Here is an 18,701-nt window from a genome sequence, read left to right as displayed (position 1 = left end):
GCGCAGTCCGGCGGCGGAATAGCCGCGATGAACCACAGGAGGAGGGGTTGAAGACCATGCTGATCCGAACCATGCGTCAGCGCCAGCGGGCACAGCTGCTTTGCCGATCGGCGCTTGCCGCAGCGTTGCTGTCCCTGCCGATGGCGGCCCATGCCCAAAGCGCCGATGCAGCCAATCCGGCAGCGGACGAGGGCATCGAAGCATCGAGCGAAATCGTCGTGACCGGTTCGAGCATCCGCGGCATTCCGCCCACTGGATCCGACCTCATCAGCGTATCGCGCGAGGACGCCAAGCTGATCGGCGCGGCCAGCACGCCCGAGCTGCTGGCGACCGTGCCCCAACTCAACAGCTTCAACACCGCCCCGCGGGTCAGCAACGGCGGCCTGGGATCCTTCGCGCCAGGCCTGCGCGGCCTGCCGACCGCCGCGACGCTGCCGCTGATGAACGGCCATCGCCTGATTTCCGGCAGCACGCAGCAGACGAACCCGGATTATCCCTTCATCCCCGAACTGGCGATCGAGCGAGTCGAGATCGTCGCCGACGGCGCTTCGGCGATCTATGGGTCGGAAGCGGTTGCGGGGGTCGTCAACTTCATCACCCGCAAGCGCGTGAAGGGGCTCGAGGCAATCGTCCGCTATGGCATCGCGGACGATTATAATGCGTTCAACGCGGGCGCGGTCTTCGGCCAGGACTGGAGCGGCGGGTCGTTCCTGATCGCCTATCAATATCAGGACAACAGCAACATCACGGGAGCCGACCGCAGCTATCGCTCGCTCGATTTCCGGTCGGTGGGCGGCATCGACACGCGGTCGGCGGTCTGCCCCGACGCAAATGTCAATCTATTCGCCGGCACGATCTATGCCGCGCCCGGCCTGGCGCCGGGTCTCAATACCTGCGATCCGCGCGGTCCGGTCGACCTGCTGCCGCAGAACCGCACGCACAGCGTGTTCGCGACGGCGCGGCAGGCGGTGTCCGACAAGGTCACGGTGTGGGCGGACTTCCTCTATTCCGATCGGCGCGACGTGGTTCAGGCAGCGCTGCCGGGGCAAACCTTCGTCCTGATTACCGCTGCCAACCCGTTCTTCCGCGCGCCGCCGGGCACGGGTTCGCTCTTCGGCTATTTCGATTTCCGGCCCGACCGGCTGGTCGGCGCGGATCATTTCGACCAGACCTTCCGCGTGCGCAGCGGCAACGCGACGGCGGGCATCGACATCGAGTTGCCGGGCGGCTTCCAGGCCACGGCCTTCGGCTCGTTCAATTTCTCGCGCAACGACACGTTCCAGCCCGGGATCAACAGCACTGCGCTGACCGCCGCTGCCGCCGGCACGACCACGGCGACCGCGCTCGATCCGTTCGGCTACAACACCAGCCCGGCGGTGGTCGCGGCGATCCTCGACAACCCGACGACCTTCGACAACCGGCAACGCACGCGCATCGGCGCGGTCAAGGTCGACGGGCCGCTCGCGCAACTGCCCGGCGGCGAGCTGAAGATCGCGGTCGGCGCAGAGTATCGGCGCGAAACTTATCGCCAGCGCGGCCAGAGCGGCGGGGTCGGCTTCCCCGAGGATCTCAAGCGCGACGTCCAGTCGATCTATGGCGAACTGTTCGTGCCGATCTTCGGTGCCGACAACGCAACCCCGGGTGCGTACAGCCTCGCGCTCTCGCTCTCCGGACGCTACGATCACTACAGCGACTTCGGATCGACCAGCAATCCGAAGATCGGCCTGACCTGGGAGCCGATCGAAGGGGTCAATCTGCGCGGCAGCTATGGCCGTTCGTTCCGTGCGCCGGGGCTGCGCGACCTGGGGTCGACGGTCGGCTCCTATTACTCGGCGGCCGCGCTGGTCGATGCATTCGGCGCGCGCGATCCCGTGCGCGGCGCGGCGCAGGTCAACACCATTCTGCTGTACGGCGGCAATCTGGACCTGACGCCGGAAACCGCGCGCACCTGGTCGGCGGGGATCGACCTTCGTCCCAAGGCGGTGCCGAACCTGACGGCAAGCGTCACCTTCTACGACATCCATTACGACAACGTGATCGGCACGCCGTCCGGGCTGGGCGCGCTGTTGTTCAGCGATCCGACCTTCGCCTCGCGGGTGATCCGCGACCCGGGCGCGGCGCAGGTGAGTGCGGCGATCGCGAACACCGTGCCCTTCTACTATACCTTTGCCGCGGTGCCGGCGATCGGCAACATTCTCGACCTGCGTCAGGGCAATTTCGGCGTGCGGGAGACCAACGGCCTCGACTTCGACGTACGCTATCGCCACACGGCCGCGTTCGGGACCGTCTTTGGCGGTGTCGCGGGCAATTATATCCTGAACTACCGCAACCAGCTGTCCCCGACCTCCGCGGTGAGCAACTCGCTCGACGCGGGCATTCCGCGCAGGACGCTGCGTACCACGCTTGGCGTCACGGCGGGGCCGGTGACCTTCGTGAACTTCGTCAATCATCGCAGCGGGGTCACAGCATCCTATGCGACTCCGACCGGATCGGCCCTGTACGAGGCGAAGGGCTATACGACCGTCGACCTGCGCCTGACCGTGCGGCTGCCTGATCTGGCCTTTGCCAAGGGGCTGGAGCTCGGGTTGCAGGTGAACGACCTGTTCGACGCCACGCCGCCCTTCTTCCCGGGCACGGATGGGATCGGCGGCGCCTACAACCCGATCGGCCGCTATGCCGCGATGAGCCTGCGCACGTCCTTCTGAACGCGAGCCGGCGGCGTCCTTTGCCGAGCGCCGCCGGCTCGCGGCCGATGACCGATAACGAACAAGGTTTCCACTTTGATGACCGGTGCCGTTGCCCGCGCAAGTTCGACCCCGATCCCCCAGATCCGGCTGTATACCGACTGGCTGAAGCGCACGCGCGGCCTGGATTTTGCCAGCTATGCCGACCTGTATCGCTGGTCGGTCCACGACCTTGACGGTTTCTGGCGCAGCATCTGGGATTATGACGGCATCGAGACGCCGACGCCGTTTTCGACGGTGCTTGTCGATGATGCAATGCCCGGCGCCCGCTGGTTCGCCGGGGCGAAGGTGAGTTACGCGCGGCATGTCTTTCGCCATGCAGCAGCGGCCGACGCGGCGGGCCAGCCCGCGATCGTCGCGCTGGACGAGCGCGGCGGCAGTGTCACCATCAGTTGGGCCGAACTGCGGCGACAGGCGGCGGCGCTCGCGATCGCGCTGCGGGAACGCGGGATCGAACCGGGCGACCGCGTTGCCGCGTACCTCCCCAACATCCCGGCCGCGGTGGTCGGCCTCCTCGCCTGCGCCAGCCTGGGCGCGATCTGGACGCTGTGTTCACCGGACATGGGCACCAACGCCGTGCTGGACCGCTGGCAGCAAACTCAGCCCAAGGCGCTGATCGCCGTCGACGGCGTCTTTTATGCCGGCAAGCCGCTCGACCGCAGCGGCGCGGTGGCCGAACTGCGCCGCGCGCTGCCCTGCATCGAAACGCTGTTCCTGCTTCAGTCCGGCCGCGCTACCGAGTCCGTCGCCGATACGGTCGATTTCGCGGCGACCATCGCCCGTGACGATCCGGCGATCGCCGCCTTCGAGCCTGAATGGCTGCCCTTCGACCATCCGCTCTGGATTCTCTATTCGAGTGGCACGACGGGCCTGCCGAAAGCGATCGTACATGGGCATGGCGGCGTCATCGTCGCGACCGCGGCCGGGCGCATGCATTTCGACCTTGGGCCAAGCTATGCCGCCAACACCTTTGGCGATCGCTTTCACTGGTACAGCGCCAGTGGCTGGGTAATGTGGAACATCCAGGTCGGCGCGCTGCTGAGCGGCACGACCATCTGTCTGTTCGACGGATCGCCGAGTGGGAGCAAGACCGATCCGGACTGGACTCGGCTGTGGGACTTTGCCGCGCGCGCGGGGGTGACCTGGTTCGGCGCCGGCGCGGCGTTCTTCACCAGCTGTCGCAAGGCCGGCGTGGACGTTGCCGCCATCCCCGGACTCGAACGCATTCGCGCGCTCGGCAGTACCGGGTCGCCGCTGCCGCCCGACGTGCAGCGCTGGGGCACGGCACAGTTCGCCGCGCTCGGCCGGCCCGATATCTGGTGGTGCAATGTGAGCGGCGGGACCGAGATCGCCGCTGCGTTCATGGCGGGCAATCCCGAACTGCCCGACACGCCCGGGCGGCTGCAATGCCGCCATCTCGGCGCGGCGATCGAGGCGTGGGACGAGCAGGGCCGGCCGATCGGCGGCGAAGTTGGCGAACTGGTCTGCACGCGACCCTTCCCCAGCATGCCGCTCTATTTCTGGGGCGATGAGGACGGCGCACGCTATCACGACTCCTACTTCGCGCAGTGGGCCGGGGTGTGGCGGCACGGTGACTGGCTGACGATCGGCGACGATGGCAGCTGCACGATCTCTGGCCGCAGCGATGCCACGATCAACCGCCACGGCGTTCGCATGGGAACCGCCGAAATCTATGCCGCAGTCGAGCGCCTGCCGCAGGTCGCCGATACGATGGTCATCGATGTCGAGGCCGGGGAGGGCGAGAGTCAGCTCGTCCTGTTCGTGGTGCCTGCGAACGGCGCGGCGCTCGACGCCGCGATGGAGGCCGCGATTGCCGGCGCGATCCGCACCAGCCTGTCGCCGCGCTTCGTCCCGGACCGGCTGATCGCCGCGCCGGGTATTCCGCGCACGCTGTCGGGCAAGAAGCAGGAACTGCCGATCAAGCGATTGTTCGCCGGATGGCCGGTTGCCAAGGTCGTCAGCGCGGACGCAACTGCCACGCCCGAGATCCTGCCCTGGTATATCGAACAGGCGGCGCAATGGCGGCAGGACCAGGTCGCCGGAGACCGATCGTGAAGGTCGGGGTCGTCGGTGCCGGCCTGATGGGCGCCGAGATCGCGCTGGTGTTCGCACTGGCGGGACACGAGGTCCTGCTGCACGATGCCAGTGCCGACGCGCTGGAGCGGGCGATCGGCCGGCTGCGCGGCGTGCTCGACAAGGGCGTGGCACGGAAATTCTATACGGCGAAGGCGGCTGACGCGGCGCTGGGGCGCATTGTGCCGGTCGTCGATCTGGGCGCGCTGGCCGATTGCGCCATGGTGACCGAGGCGGTGTACGAGGCACTCGACGTGAAGGGCGATGTGCTGCGCGCGCTCGACCAGCTTTGCCGGCCGGACTGCATCCTCGCCACCAATACCTCGACCCTGCCGGTCTCGACGCTCGCGTCGTATCTGTCGCCCGACCGCCGCGGACGATTTCTGGGCACGCATTATTTCTCGCCGGTATCGCGGATGAAGCTGGTGGAGATCATCCCCGGCTTCGCCACGGATGCGGCGGTGGTCGATACGGTCACGGCGTTGCTGCAGGACCTTGGCAAACAGGCGATCGTCATCAAGGACGTCGCCGGCTTTGCGGTGAACCGGATGCTCCACGCCCTGCTGATCGAGGCGGTGAAGCTGGTGGAAGAGGGGGTCGCCACGCCGGCCGACCTCGACACCGCGTGTCGCCTTGGCCTGGGTCATCCGATTGGACCGTTCGCGATGATGGATGTCGTCACGTCCGATCTGTGCCTTAAGGTGCAGCAAATCCTGCACGATGCCTATGGCGAACGCTTCCGCCCGCCCGCCTTGCTCAAGCAGCGCGTCGCGGCGGGGCTGGGCGGGGGCAAGGGGCGGCCGGGCTGGATCGCAGCCAACGAAAACCAGCAAGAGAGGATGTAACGGCGATGGCAGTCACTCATGCGCCGCCGCCGAGCGGCACCGCCGGCGCCAGCCGCGGCTTCGTGCTCGGCATGCTGTGTTTCGTCTATGTGCTCAACTTCCTCGACCGCCAGCTGGTCTCGATCCTGGCGAAGCCGATCCAGGATGGCCTGCAGATTACCGATGGGCAGCTTGGCTATGTCACCGGCTTCTATTTCGCGCTGTTCTATTGCTTCATCGCGATTCCCGTGGGCTGGCTGGCCGACCGCACCAATCGCGTGAAAATCCTGTCGCTCGCCTGTGGGCTGTGGAGCGGGGCGACCGTCGCGTGCGGGCTGGCGGGGAATTATGGCCAGCTCGTCGCCGCGCGCATGGCGGTCGGCGTCGGCGAGGCTGGGGGCGTGCCGCCATCCTATGCGATCATCTCGGACACCTTCCCGCGTGAGCAGCGCGGGACGGCGATGGGCATCTTCAACCTCGGTCCGCCGCTGGGCTCGGCGCTGGGCGTCGCGTTCGGGGCGTCGCTTGCCGCCGCCTATGACTGGCGCGTGCCCTTCTACGCGGTCGGTGCGATCGGCGTCGTGACCGCGGTCGCGGTCTATTTCATGGTTCCAGAGCCCGTGCGCGGGCGCTTCGATCCGGCGCCGGTCCAGGTGCCGGTCGGCAAGGAGCCAGGCTTGGGGCAGGCGATCGCCGACTTTTTCGGCAATAAGCTGCTCGCCGTCGCGGCGCTTGCCAGCGGGGCGGCCAACTTCATCACCTATGGCCTCTCCAACTTCGCGACGCTGTTCCTGATGCGCGAGAAGGGCATGACCCTGGAAGAGGTCGCGGTCTGGTATGCGCTGGCCGTAGGGCTCGGCATGGGCACTGGCATCTTTGCTTCGGGCAAGCTGATCGACCGCTTCGCCGTGCGGAACAAGGCTGCCTATGCGACCATCCCGGCGCTGTCGCTGGTGGTCGCGCTGCCGTTCTTCCTCGGCTTTGCCGCGGCCGATCGGTGGGAGGTCGGGCTGGCGCTGCTGTTCGTGCCGCTGTTCCTCAACTCGTTCTTCCTGCCCGCGACGGTGACGTTCGTGCAGGGCGAGGTGGCGCCCGGCACGCGCGTCATCGCCGGTGCGCTGCTGCTGCTGGTGATGAACCTGGTCGGGCTTGGCCTGGGTCCGACCTTCGTCGGCATGGCGAGCGACTATTTCCGCGCGGACTATCCCGACCATTCGCTGCAGATGGCATTTTACGCGCTGGCGCCGATGTACCTGATCGCGGCGCTGCTGTTCCTCTGGCTCGCGCGGCTGATCAAGCGATCCGCCCCGGCGAGCGTCGCATGACTGGATCAAGAGCGATGACCATGACGATGAAGCGCAAGCACCGCCTTGCCCTCGTGGCCGCAAGCGCCATTGGCTGCGCCGTTCCCGGCATGGCCCAGGCGCAGACGCCGGGCGAGGATGTCGCCGCCCGCTGCGCCGCGCTGGCCGGGCTGACGCTGCCGGACACCAGCATCGCCAGCGCGACGCTGGTGCCTGCCAAGCCTAGCGAGACGACCGTCGCCGGCGCGGTCCCCGGCCACCGCAGCTTCTGCCGCGTTGTCGCCCGCGTGCGCGCCGAAGCGGGGTCGGACGTCGGTGTCGAACTGTGGCTGCCCATTCAGGGCTGGACCGGCGTGTTCCACGGCAATGGCAGCGGCGGCTTTGCTGGCACGTTCGCGCTTGGTTATTCGGGGATGGTGGAGGGGCTGCGGCGCGGCTTTGCCACGGCGACCACCGACGGCGGCACCGCGCCCGCAACCCCGCTGGAGGGCGACGCACTGATCGGCCAGCCGCGCAAGTGGCGCGACTGGGGACGGCTTTCAGCGCACGCCATGACCGTCACTGGCAAGGCAATTACTCGCGCCTTCTATGGGCAAGACGCAGCCAAATCCTATTATACCGGTTGCTCGACCGGCGGGCAGATGGGCCTGGTCGAAGCGCTTTATTACCCCGAGGACTATGACGGCATCCTGGTCGGCGCGCCGGTGATGAACCGCACCTGGGGCCATGCCGCGGTGCTGTGGAACTATGCCGCCGCCAACCGCGCGCCCGGACGCTTGCTGTCGGAAGCCAAGCTCAAGCTGCTCAACAGCGCCGCCATCGCGAGCTGCTGGAAACAGGGCCACGGCCTTGCCGGCGACCGCTTCATCTCGGACCCCATGGCCTGCCGGTTCGACCCGCAGGTGCTGGAATGCAAGGGCACGGCCAGTGACAGCTGCCTGACCAAAAGCGAACTCGAGACGGCGCGCGCATTCTATTCGGGACCGACCGACCGCCGCGGCAAGCCGCTGTTCCACGGCTGGCTGCCGGGTAGCGAAATGCCCGACATCTTTGGCTGGTCCTTCCTCCAGACCCCGATCCAGGACCAGCCGCCGTTCGGCGCGCTGTTCAAATGGGTGTTCGGCGCGAAGTGGGACTGGCGCGGGTTCGACTTCGCGCGCGACATGGCGCGCGTCGATGCCCAATTGGGTCCGATCGTGAACGATGTGACGCGCGGCAGCCTGGCGGCCTTTGCCGCGCGCGGGGGCAAGCTGATCGTGTTCCACGGCCTTGCCGACACGCTCGTGCCGCCGGGCCAGTCGATCGACTTCTTCGATCGCCACGCCGCGCAGCTGGGCGGGGCGGCAAAGCTGTCGCAAAGCGCGCGGCTGTTCATGGCGCCCGGCATGATGCATTGCGGTGGCGGCACCGGTCCAGACGCGTTCAACGCGACACTGGGCATCCCGCCCCGCCCGCCATCGGACGATGCGCGGCATGACCTGTTCTCTGCCCTGATCGACTGGACCGAGCGCGGCCAGGCGCCCGATCGCATCGTCGCCACGCGCTTCTCGCGCGAAGAACCCGGCCGGATCGAGATGCAGCGCCCGCTCTGCCCCCATCCGCAGCGCGCCGTCTATCGCGGCACCGGCTCGACGGGGGCCGAAAGCAACTTTCGCTGCGAGTCGCCGGCCACGCGCTGACCTGGCGACAAGCTGTCGGCGCCGGCGCCGCCAGCCCTGCATCGCGTCGAGCCGGCGCGCACCGTTCGGCTCCAAGCCCGGCCTGCCAACGGGGCGGCGGCGGCAGATCGTCCATATCCCGGCGGGGATATGACGGGGACGTTACCCCTTCATATTCAACGCGAATCATATCGTAGCGGCGCGAGTAGACGCCGCTCGGCAGGGATCATGGGGGTAAGCATGGCTCGAAACATGGATGTAGTTCGCTCGGCTGGTTCACGCGCGTCGGGCGGGTCGGCGGGCCATCGCCGCGCCTTGAGCGGGCTGCTGCTCGCCGGCAGCGCGCTGGGCTGGTCGCTGCTGCCCAGCGCAGCCGCGGCGCAGTCCATTCGCCAGAGCGCGCCCGATGGCAGCCCTATCACGATCGAGAGCGGTGACATCGTCGTCGATGACGGCACCGCCATCTATGCCGAAACGACCGGCCGGATCGCCATCGACAGCCGATCGATCGTAACCACCGCGCCGGGCGGCTATGGCATCAATGCACGCGGCGGTACGGGGACGGTGTCGATCGACAGCGGTTCGGTGACCACGACCGGGCCGGGACAGGTCTATGGCATCTCAGCCATAACGAGCGGCGGCGCGATCGCCATCAACAGCGGCACGGTGAATGTCGCGGGTCGCGGCGCCGACGACAGCCGCGGCATCCATGCCAATTCGGGCGGTGGCGACATCACGATCGATGCCGGAACGACGGTGGGGCATACCCGCGCAATCTTCACCACTACCTTGTTCGCGGGACCCGAGTTGGGTTTCGTCGCCGGGAACACCCGGATCACCAGCCAGTCGGCCACGGCCACCGGCGGCAACGCGATCATCGCGCAGGGTTATTCGGTCAACCTCACCAGCGGCCGTGCCGAGGCGACTGCCAATCCCGGCTATAGCGCCGCGACGATCTATGTCAGCGCGGGGCGCGGTGGCGCCGCGATCCGCGCGGGCGAGACGATCGGCAACGGCTATGGCGTGCATGGCCTTCAGGTCCTGTCCACCGGGGCGCTGACGATCGGCAGCGGTTCGATCGTGACCGACGGTGCGTTCAGCAACGGCATCCTGGCGGCCGGCGCCTCCGCCATTACCATCGACAGCGGCTCGATCCGCACCGCCGGCCAGAATTCGCATGGCATTCAGGTCGATGGCTACACCGCCTATACCGCCGATCCGATCCGCATCACCAGCGACGCGATCACGACGGCCGGCAACGGCGCCAACGGCATCTACGTCTCGACCTTCGACGGGACGAGTGGCGTCACCGGCGACATTACTGTGGACAGCGGCCGCGTCGAAACGTCGGGCGCGCTGGCGCACGGCATCGTCGTCGGCGGATCGCCCAATCCGACCTATCAGTACCGGCCAGTCTCCCCCACGGCGGGGACCGGCGCGCTGACGATCGTCAGCGATACCATCGTCGCGACCGGGGCAGGCGCACGCGGGATCATCGTTGATCATGCCGGTGCGATCGCGCTGACCAGCGGGTCGATCGTTACGCAGGGCAGCGGCATCTATATGTGGGCGGGCTCCACCGTCGATATCACCAGCGGATCGGTGTCCACTCAGGAAGGGCCGGGCATCGTCGTCTATGGCGCCGCCGGCAATGTCCGGATCGATGCCGGCTCGACCGAGGTGGGCGCTGCCGGCGACGTCGGCATCTTCGTCGAGACGGGGGCGGGTGATATCGCGATCACCGCGGATCGCACCGTCACGAACGGCATCCGCCCGGCGAGCGGCTATACCGCCGACGGCATCACCGCGTTGTCGACCGGCGGCGGGGACATCAGCATCGACAGCGGCCTGGTATCGGTGAAGGGCGAGGCCGCGTTCGGCATCTATGCCAGCACGGCAGGCACCGCTCGCATTGTCAGCGACGAGGTGGCGACGACCGGCATCCAGGGCACCGGGATCTGGGCCGCCGGCAGCGCGGGCTTGACGATCGACAGCGGATCGATCCTGACCAGCGGCGACGCGGCGCTGGGCATCCGTGCGCGCTCGGCCAATGGCGATATCGCCATCACCAGTGACTCGATCCGCACGGCAGGCGCCGGCGCTACCGGCATCTTCGTGCCCACTCGCGTTGGCAACGGCCCGGTGATGGGCGGCAACATCACCATCGACAGCGGCACGATCGCGACGAGTGGGGCGGGCGCCTATGGCATCGTCGTCGGCAGTGTCGCCAACCCCGCTTATGGCATGCGGCCCGCGCAGGGCGGGACCGGGGCGCTGTCGATCGTCAGTGACAGCATCATCGCGACCGGCCCCGACAGCTGGGGCATCGCAGTCGATCATAGCGGCCCGATCCGCATTGTCAGCGGCTCGATCACGACCGGTGCGGACGGCGGCGGCGCCGGCATCTATGCCTGGGCCGGCGGCACGGTGGATATCACCAGCGGATCGATCACGACGCCCAACGGGCCTGGCATCGTCGTCTATGGCGGCGCGGGGAACGTCAACATCGATGCCGGGACCACATCGGTCGGGACGGGCGGCGACGTCGGCGTGTGGGCGCGCACCACCACTGGGGACATCAACATCCGCGCCGGCACCACGACGACGACGCTGCCGGGGCTGCTCGCCGGGCAGTTCACCGGCGATGGCGTCACCGGCATTTCCGCCAGCGGTGGCCGGGTCGCGATCGACGCGGGGATTACCTCGGTCATCGGCACTTCGGCCTGGGGCGTCACCGCGCTCACGACGGGGGCCGCCTCAATTGTGAGCGGCAAGGTGACCACGGCGGGCAGCGACGGCATCGGCATCTATGGTCGCGGGGATACCGGCGGCGTGGCGATCGCCAGCGGCGATGTGACGACGTCGGGCGCGCGTGCGCATGGCATCCAGGCACTGGCAACGACCGGCAATGTGCAGGTGACCAGCACCGGCACCATCGCCACCGCCGGCAACGGCGCCGCCGGCATCGTCGCGCGCAGCACGACCGGCGCGATCGACGTCGCGGTCAACCGCATCGACGTGTCGGGCGACGGGGCCAACGCCATCGATCTGGCAAGCAGCGCGGGCGGTGCGATCACGCTCGACATCGGCGGCGTGGTGACCGCCTCGAATGCCGGCGGCTATGCCGGCGCGCTGTTGAGCGGCAGCGGCGCGCTGTCGGTTCGCATCGGCGCTGCGGGCGGTATCAACAGTGGCGGGCGCGGCCTCGTCCTGCTGGGCAGCGGCACGATCGACAATGGCGGGATGATCGTGTCGGCCGGCCGTTCGATTGAAGCTGAGGCGGTGCAGATCGCTAATCGCGGCACCATCAGGAGCAACGGCGGGGTGGCGATCTACGCTGCGGCCGGCGGCACGGTGACCAACACCGGCACGATCCATGCGGCGGAGGCGGCGATCGTCGGTCGCGGTGCCATGGTGCTCGACAATTCGGGCCGGATCGAAAGCGTCCAGGGCCTGGCCGTATCGCTCAGTTCGGCCGATGATCGCCTGATCCTGCGCACGGGGTCGACCATTGTCGGCGGCGTCGATGGCGGCGCCGGTTTCGATGCGGTCACCCTGATCGGCAGCAGCGCGCAGCCGACCGCGGCCCAGGTGATCGGCCGGCTGACGAACTTCGAGGCGCTGACGGTCGAACGCGGCTATTGGACCACGGACCGCTTCGTCGGGGCATTCGACCGTGTCGCGATCGCCGCCGATGGCGCGCTGCAGGTCAATGAAGTCCTTGGCACCGATGGCGACAGCGCGATCGTGACCGGCGACGTGCGCAACGACGGCCTGCTGGTGCTCAATTTCGCCAGCGACGTGCTGCTCGACAGCAGCAACGCCCTGGCCGTGTCCGGTTCGGGCGCCCTGCTGCTGGCTGGCACGGGCACGATCCAGGTCGATACGGACACGCTGACTCACACCGGGGGCACGATCGTCGCGAACGGCGCGCTGCACTTGACCGGTTCGCTCGCCGGCGATGTGACGACGACGGGCAATGGCATCTTCGCGCTGGGCGATGGTGGGACGCGCGGGGACTTCACCGGCAATCTGGTGAACGATGGGACGTTCATCTTCGCGCGGTCCGACAACTACAGCTTCCTCGGTGACTTTTCCGGTAGCGGTCTGCTGGAAAAGCGCGGCGCTGGCGTCCTCACCTTTGCTGGGGCCTATGAATTCAGCGGGACCACGCGCGTTCTGGGCGGATCGGTCAAGCTGACCGGCACGATCGATCCGGAGACGGATTTTGACGTGGGACAGGGCCTGCTCGACCTCAGCGGGACGAACCAGACGATCGGCGGGCTGTCCGGCGGCGCTCAGGGCAGCGTCAACATCGCCGGGGCGCAGTTGACCATCGATCAGGACGAGGCGAGCGTCTTTGCCGGATCGATCACGGGCAACGGCTCGCTGCGGCTGACCGGCGGGGGGCAGCTGAACCTGACCGGCAACAGCAGCTACACCGGCACGACCAGCATCGACAACGGCACGCTGAAGGTGAACGGATCGATCGTCTCGCCCGTGCTGCTCAATGCCGGCGGCGTCCTGGGCGGCAACGGCCGGGTGGGCAGCGTCACGGTTGCCGGCGGCCGGATCGGACCGGGCAACTCGATCGGCCGGCTGACGGTGAACGGCAATCTGGCCTTCAACGCCGGCTCGGTCTACGAAGTGGAGGCGAACGCCGCCGGCGCTGCGGACCGGATCGACGTGACGGGCGCCACCACCATCGCCAGCACGGCCAGAGTCCAGGTGCTGGCCGAAAGCGGCAGCTACCGTCCGCGGACGCTGTACACCATCCTGACCAGTGCCGGGGGGATCACCGGCACCTTCGGTTCGGTGACGTCGAACCTTGCCTTCCTCACGCCGCAGCTGCGCTATTCGGCGAACGAAGTCACGCTGGCGCTCTACCGTAACGATGTCGAGTTCGCGGCGGTCGCCGATGGTGGCAACCAGACGAGCGTCGCGCGCGCGGTTCAAGCGCTCGGCATCGGCAATGCGGTCTATGAGGAGGTGCTGACGCAATCGGCGGCGATGGCGCAATCGTCTTACGACGCGCTGTCGGGTGAAATCTATGCGACCACGGCATCGGTGCTGACGCATGATGCGCGGATGGTGCGCGATGCACTGATCGCCGCGATGCCCGACGAAAGCGTGAGTGGCGGTTTTGCGATCGGCTCCACCACGACGAACTGGGGCACGGTCGATGCGCGTGGCGATGCGGCGGCTGCCGATCTCGACTATAGCAACCTGATCGTCGGTGCAGGTTATGCCGAGCAGGGGATTTCGGTTGCGCTGGCCGGCACGGTCACCAAGTCGCGGCAGGACGTCGATGCCCGGGCGAGCAGCGCGACGGCAACGGGCTGGGGCGTGGCGGGCGTCGTCGGCTATGTCAGCAGCGGCTTCAGGGCGCAGGCCGGTGCGAGCTTTGCCTGGCATGAGGTCGATATCACGCGCGCGGTCAATTTCGGAGCCGGCACGGCCACTCAGCGCGGGCAGCGCGACGCGACCAGCCGCCAGCTGTTCGGCAACCTTGCCTATGACGTCGTGGAGGGCGAGCTTGACCTTGCGCCGTTCGTCCGCCTCGCCAGCGTGCGCATCACGGGCGAGGCGCTGGCCGAGGCGGGCAATGCCGCGGCGCTGTCGGTCGCAAGGAACGTACAGGAAACCACCTTCGTGACGCTCGGCGCGGATGCGCGGCTGCCGCTGGGCGGGGGCGCGGAAGTGACGCTTGGCGGCGGGTGGCAGCATGGCTGGGGCGACCTTGCCGGCACGACGCAGAACCGCCTGCGCGGCGGCACCACCGCGATCCAGGTCACCGGCGCTCGCCTGCCCGAAGATGCGGCGGTGGTCGATCTCGGCCTTCAGGCGCAGGCCGGTCCGGTGCGCATCGGTGCGTCCTACACCGGAAGCTTTGCTTCGGGCTGGCAAGATCATGGTGCCCGCGCGACGATCAGCATCGCCTTATGACCATGTGCTACCGGGGCATTCGCTCCGGTAGCAACGTGATCGACATCGAAAACGAGCTGCGCTGCGCGGCGATATTAACCGGACATTGAGTCCAACTGGGTTTCAAGCTTTACTAAGCTCGCGCGATAGCGCTGGTAATGGCTGGAACGACTTGGGCGCAATGGAACATAAGCTGGGACAGCTCTTCGCGGATGCGCCGCTGGTCCCGGGCGGCTGGGATGCCGCAATCAGTGCGTTCGCGGCCTTCACCGGTGCGGGCCGCGCGCATATGGTGGGCTTTGGCAGCGAACAGACGCTGCCGTTCAGCCGCTTCGTCGGCATGGCCGAGCTTCCGGTCGACCAGCAGGTCAAGGTTGGCGCGGCCGATCCGGGGCGCAGCTGGCGGCTGGGTGCCGTCGCGTCGGTGCTCGAGGTCGTCGGCGAAACGCAATATGCGCGGCTGCGTTCGCGCTCGGCGAGCGAGGCCTATAACGGCCTGTGCGAAACGGCCGATATACCCTACGGCATGCAGACCGTTCTGTGGAACGACGGCGGTGCGATGGTCGGGCTGGCGACCTTTCGCGGTTTTCGTGAGGGGCCGGCCAGCGTGGCCGATCAGGCAAAGTTCGCGCAGGTCGCGCCCTATGCTCGCTCCGCCGTGCGGATGCAGCATGCGATCGAATCGCAGGGCGTGGCTCTGACCCTGGGCGCGCTCGAATCGATGCGCGGGGCGGCGTTCCTGCTCGATCGCAAAGGGCAGGTCGCGCAGATGACGCCGGCGGCCGAGGCCGCGGTGCGCCAGGGCTTGCTCAAGCTTGAGGACAAGCGATTGGCGGCGCGTAACCCCGTCGACGATGCTAAACTGCGCATGGCGGTAAGCGAAGCGCTCAGGGGACGGCCGCTGGCCAGCGAGCGCATCTGGCTGACCGCCGCGGATAACGATCCCGAGCGACGCTTCTGCGAGGTCCATCCGCTGCCGTTACGCGAATGGGCGACCTTGTTCCGGCCGCATGTGCTGGTCACCTTTCACCAGACGGCGCCGATTTCGATCGAGCATGCAGAAACGCTTCGGGCCGCGCTCCAGCTCACCCGGGCCGAGGCCGAAGTGGCGCTGGTGATGGCCAATGGGGTCGCGCGCAACGAGATTGCGGCGGCGCGCGGCACGAGCCCGTCGACCGTCGCGATTCAGATCAAGCATATCCTGCACAAGACCGGCCTGCGCCGCGAGGCGGAGCTGGTCGCGCTGGTCAACCGGCTGCTGCGCCGCTGACCGATAGGCCTGCCCGGTGTGCGTCGCCCTGCGGCAGCGCGGTCGGGAAGCTACGACCCGACTGACGGTGCAGCCGCGACGCCGCTCCGCACATATCGGAAATACCACACCTCATGTCCCTGTCGCCGCGCCTTGCGTTCGTAGCGGGTTTCGGGCCAGTCGTCGGGTCGGGTCAGGAAATCGCTTGCCGTCTGCGCCTGCCATTCGAAATCGCGGCGCTGGTTCATGACCATCATCGACCAGCGGCAATAGGTGGGGTCGTCGGTGCCCAGCCGGAATTCGCAACCGGGCTTCAGCTTGGCTGCGATCAGGTCGAGCGGGCCGTGGTTGATCATGCGCCGCTTGGCATGGCGCGCCTTGCGCCACGGGTCGGGGTGAAGCAGGTAGACGCGGCTCAGGCTGGCGTCCGGCAGCCGCTCGATCACATCGAGCGCATCGCCCATATGCAGCCGAACATTGCCCAGCCCGCCATCGCGGATGTGCACCAGCGCGCCGACCACGCCATTCAGGAACGGCTCGCACCCGATAAAGCCGTGATCGGAGCGCGCCGCCGCTTGCCCCGCCAGATGCTCGCCCGCGCCAAAGCCGATCTCGAGCTCGAGCGGGCGGTCGTTGCCGAACAGCGACTCCGCGGTCAGCGCGCCCGTTTCCGGCACGGCGACGCGCGGCAGCAGATCGTCGACCAGCGCGGCCTGGCCCATGCGAAGCTTGTGCCCCTTGGCGCGGCCATAGAGCCGGCGGAATTTCTGCGGTTCATCCATGCAGCGCCCCTAGGGTCCTGACCCTGGCGCCGCAAGCCGACGCCGCAGACGCCCGAACTTTTCGCAGCGGCGGGGGTTTAGCCAGGCATGGCCCGCACGAAAAAGCCCCCCGCCGAGGCACGTCGTGCCAGCAAGCTAGAACAGGCCGATGCCAGGATCGCTGCCGCGCTCGGCCCGCACCACGATCATCCGGTCATCGCTGCGGTGGGGAAGGCGAGCGAGATCGCGGACCACCCGCCGATGCTCGCGCTCACCGCCGCGACGGCGCTCGCCGGGTTCGTGCTGCGCCGTCCGGCGCTGCTGCGCGCGGGGCTGCGCATGCTGGCGAGCGAGATCGTCGCTACGGGCATCAAGACGCGCATCAAGCACCGCGTCGATCGCACCCGCCCGCATAAGATGCTGGACGAGGGCCGCTATGTCCTGCGCCATGCCGGGGAGGCAGCCAGCCACGACGGGCCATGGTCGTCTTTTCCCTCCGGCCATACCGCCGGTGCCGTCGCCGTAGCGCGCGCGCTGACCCGCGAATATCCAGGTGCTGCGCTGCCGGTCGCGGCGGCGGCCGGCGCGGTCGCCGCAATCCAGCTGCCCCGCCGCAAGCATTTTCCGACGGATGTCGTCGGCGGCGCGGCGATCGGCTGGCTGGCGGAGGCGCTGGTCAACGCCGGCATCCGCAAACTCGCCGCCCGCCGCGCTGACCCTAGCTGACCGGCGCGCCAGCGATCTCGAACGCGATGGCGCGCCGCGAGGGATCGGCCGAAGTCAGCCGCACCCGCACTGGATCGCCCGGCGTCAGGCCGGCCGCATCGATCCGCGCAGTGACCGGCATGTCGGCCAGCTGTATCGAAGCGCCGCGCTCGCCGATATCGGTGACCACGGCATCGAACGTCCGTCCTTCGCAGCCGGCCAGCATCACCGCTTCGGCCATGTCGATTACCGCGCGGTCGATCCGCCCGGCCAGTGCCCCGGCGCGCGCCATCACCTTGGGCAGCCGGTCGAACGCGGCGCTCACCCCATCCGGCACCGCGCGGCCGTTGCCCACCGCCAGTGCGGCCTGAATGACATAGCGGTCGGCGAGCCGGCGCAGCGGTGCGGTTGCATGAGCGTAGGGCGCGGCAACGGCGGCATGCCACGGCGTCTCGTCGGCGCGCCAGGGGCGATAGCTCGCGCCATTGCCCGCGCGCCGGATCGCTAGCATCAGCGCGGCATGGCGTGTGTCGCGGGGATCCAGCGTCCGCTCGAACTGCGTGAGTGTCGCCTGGTCGGGCCAGTCGATGCCCAATCCCTGCGCAGTCAGCCGCAGCCGCCGCTCCGCCGCATCGTCGGGCTCCGCCATCACGCGGAACAGGCCGGTCCGGTGTGCCTGAAGCAAGTCGGCCACTGCCATATTGCACGCCAGCGACAGCGCGGCGTTGCGATCCTCAGACGCGTGCCGCTCGCGGAACGCCAGCATCAGTGCGCCATCCTTGTCCCTAGCCAGCTCCTGCTCGGGCGGATCGACGCGAGCGGCACCGCGCGCCGCTTCGGCGGCAGCGATCCGCGCCGACAGTTCGGCAAAGCCGGCCGGCAAATCGGCCTCTTGCACGGTCGAATAGGCAAGCTTGGCGCGGCTGCGGATCACCGCTCGGGTCACCGCGTCCATCGCCACCGCGCCGTCGCCGGCGACGCGCACGGTGAACACCACCGCCGGTCGCGGCCCGTCGGGCAACAAGCTCGCCGCGCGTTCCGCCAGCATCGGGGGGTAGAGCCCGGCCCTGCCGTCCGGCAGGTACAGCGTCTCGCCGCGCCGCCACGCCTCGCTATCGAGTGCGCCGCCCTCGTCCACGAACCACGCCACGTCGGCGATGGCATAGTGCAGGATCAGCGCGCCGCCCGCCGCTTCGATGCAGAACGCCTGGTCGAGGTCGGTCGCGCTCGCCGGGTCGAGTGTGACGAAGGGCAGGGCGGTCCAATCGGCATGGCCATCCGGCACCCGCTGCGCAACGCGTTCGGCCTCGGCCAGCGCTGCCGGTGGAAACGCCTCCGGCACGTCGAATTCGGTGCGGATCGCGGCCAGCCCCTTGGCCAGCGCATTGGCTGGATCGCGTAACGTCTTCATCCGCCATCTCTAGCCGCGCACCGGGT

The 18,701-nt window shown here is 68.3% G+C and carries 10 protein-coding genes; 8 read left to right on the top strand and 2 right to left on the bottom strand.

Annotated elements, in window-relative coordinates; genetic code table 11:
- Positions 1 to 56 precede the first annotated feature (56 nt).
- From BFL28_RS12950 to BFL28_RS12920, 7 genes are all read left to right on the top strand, one after another.
- Positions 57 to 2,705 (top strand): TonB-dependent receptor plug domain-containing protein, encoded by a 2,649-nt coding sequence (locus BFL28_RS12950; RefSeq protein ID WP_069320966.1) that lies wholly within the window; start codon positions 57 to 59, stop codon positions 2,703 to 2,705.
- 78 nt (positions 2,706 to 2,783) lie between these two features.
- Positions 2,784 to 4,820 (top strand): acetoacetate--CoA ligase, encoded by a 2,037-nt coding sequence (locus tag BFL28_RS12945; RefSeq protein ID WP_069320965.1) that lies wholly within the window; start codon positions 2,784 to 2,786, stop codon positions 4,818 to 4,820.
- Positions 4,817 to 5,683: a 3-hydroxyacyl-CoA dehydrogenase family protein gene (locus BFL28_RS12940; protein ID WP_206599114.1), complete on the top strand. Its 867-nt coding sequence runs from the start codon at positions 4,817 to 4,819 to the stop codon at positions 5,681 to 5,683. The genes BFL28_RS12945 and BFL28_RS12940 overlap by 4 nt, the downstream gene beginning before the upstream one ends.
- 5 nt (positions 5,684 to 5,688) lie before the next feature.
- Positions 5,689 to 6,987, top strand: coding sequence for a spinster family MFS transporter (locus BFL28_RS12935; RefSeq protein WP_069320963.1), 1,299 nt, complete (start codon positions 5,689 to 5,691; stop codon positions 6,985 to 6,987).
- 14 nt (positions 6,988 to 7,001) lie between these two features.
- Positions 7,002 to 8,645 carry a tannase/feruloyl esterase family alpha/beta hydrolase gene (locus tag BFL28_RS12930; protein ID WP_241527324.1) on the top strand — a complete coding sequence of 548 codons (1,644 nt, stop codon included), beginning with the start codon at positions 7,002 to 7,004 and terminating at the stop codon, positions 8,643 to 8,645.
- A 231-nt stretch (positions 8,646 to 8,876) separates the two neighbouring features.
- Entirely contained in the window at positions 8,877 to 14,570 is a 5,694-nt protein-coding gene (locus BFL28_RS12925) for an autotransporter-associated beta strand repeat-containing protein (RefSeq protein WP_173655746.1), read from the top strand.
- Between the two features lie 160 nt (positions 14,571 to 14,730).
- Positions 14,731 to 15,819, top strand: a complete 1,089-nt coding sequence (locus tag BFL28_RS12920; RefSeq protein WP_069320961.1) for a helix-turn-helix transcriptional regulator — start codon at positions 14,731 to 14,733, stop codon at positions 15,817 to 15,819.
- A gap of 50 nt (positions 15,820 to 15,869) precedes the next feature.
- Here BFL28_RS12920 and trmB read toward each other — a convergent pair whose 3' ends face one another.
- A complete protein-coding gene (trmB, locus tag BFL28_RS12915) occupies positions 15,870 to 16,580 on the bottom strand; it encodes a tRNA (guanine(46)-N(7))-methyltransferase TrmB (RefSeq protein ID WP_069320960.1) in 711 nt (236 codons plus the stop codon).
- 87 nt (positions 16,581 to 16,667) lie between these two features.
- Between trmB and BFL28_RS12910 the strand changes: the two genes are divergently transcribed.
- Positions 16,668 to 17,285, top strand: a complete 618-nt coding sequence (locus BFL28_RS12910) for a phosphatase PAP2 family protein (RefSeq protein WP_069320959.1) — start codon at positions 16,668 to 16,670, stop codon at positions 17,283 to 17,285.
- On the opposite strand, the gene BFL28_RS12905 is transcribed toward BFL28_RS12910, so the two are convergent.
- Entirely contained in the window at positions 17,278 to 18,675 is a 1,398-nt protein-coding gene (locus BFL28_RS12905) for an RNB domain-containing ribonuclease (RefSeq protein ID WP_069320958.1), read from the bottom strand. The genes BFL28_RS12910 and BFL28_RS12905 overlap by 8 nt on opposite strands.
- Positions 18,676 to 18,701: the final 26 nt, after the last annotated feature.

The organism is Sphingomonas turrisvirgatae, assembly GCF_001721295.1.
Lineage (GTDB): Bacteria > Pseudomonadota > Alphaproteobacteria > Sphingomonadales > Sphingomonadaceae > Sphingomonas > Sphingomonas turrisvirgatae.
This window is presented reverse-complemented; position numbering and strand designations above follow the sequence as displayed.

What these genes read in the sequence shown, in the direction of transcription:
- BFL28_RS12950 (WP_069320966.1), top strand. Translation starts at nt 57, where the DNA reads ATGCTGATCCGAACCATGCGTCAGCGCCAGCGGGCACAGCTGCTTTGC.
- BFL28_RS12945 (WP_069320965.1), top strand. Translation starts at nt 2,784, where the DNA reads ATGACCGGTGCCGTTGCCCGCGCAAGTTCGACCCCGATCCCCCAGATC.
- BFL28_RS12935 (WP_069320963.1), top strand. Translation starts at nt 5,689, where the DNA reads ATGGCAGTCACTCATGCGCCGCCGCCGAGCGGCACCGCCGGCGCCAGC.
- BFL28_RS12930 (WP_241527324.1), top strand. Translation starts at nt 7,002, where the DNA reads ATGACCATGACGATGAAGCGCAAGCACCGCCTTGCCCTCGTGGCCGCA.
- BFL28_RS12925 (WP_173655746.1), top strand. Translation starts at nt 8,877, where the DNA reads ATGGATGTAGTTCGCTCGGCTGGTTCACGCGCGTCGGGCGGGTCGGCG.
- BFL28_RS12920 (WP_069320961.1), top strand. Translation starts at nt 14,731, where the DNA reads ATGGAACATAAGCTGGGACAGCTCTTCGCGGATGCGCCGCTGGTCCCG.
- trmB (WP_069320960.1), bottom strand. Translation starts at nt 16,580, where the DNA reads ATGGATGAACCGCAGAAATTCCGCCGGCTCTATGGCCGCGCCAAGGGG.
- BFL28_RS12910 (WP_069320959.1), top strand. Translation starts at nt 16,668, where the DNA reads ATGGCCCGCACGAAAAAGCCCCCCGCCGAGGCACGTCGTGCCAGCAAG.
- BFL28_RS12905 (WP_069320958.1), bottom strand. Translation starts at nt 18,675, where the DNA reads ATGAAGACGTTACGCGATCCAGCCAATGCGCTGGCCAAGGGGCTGGCC.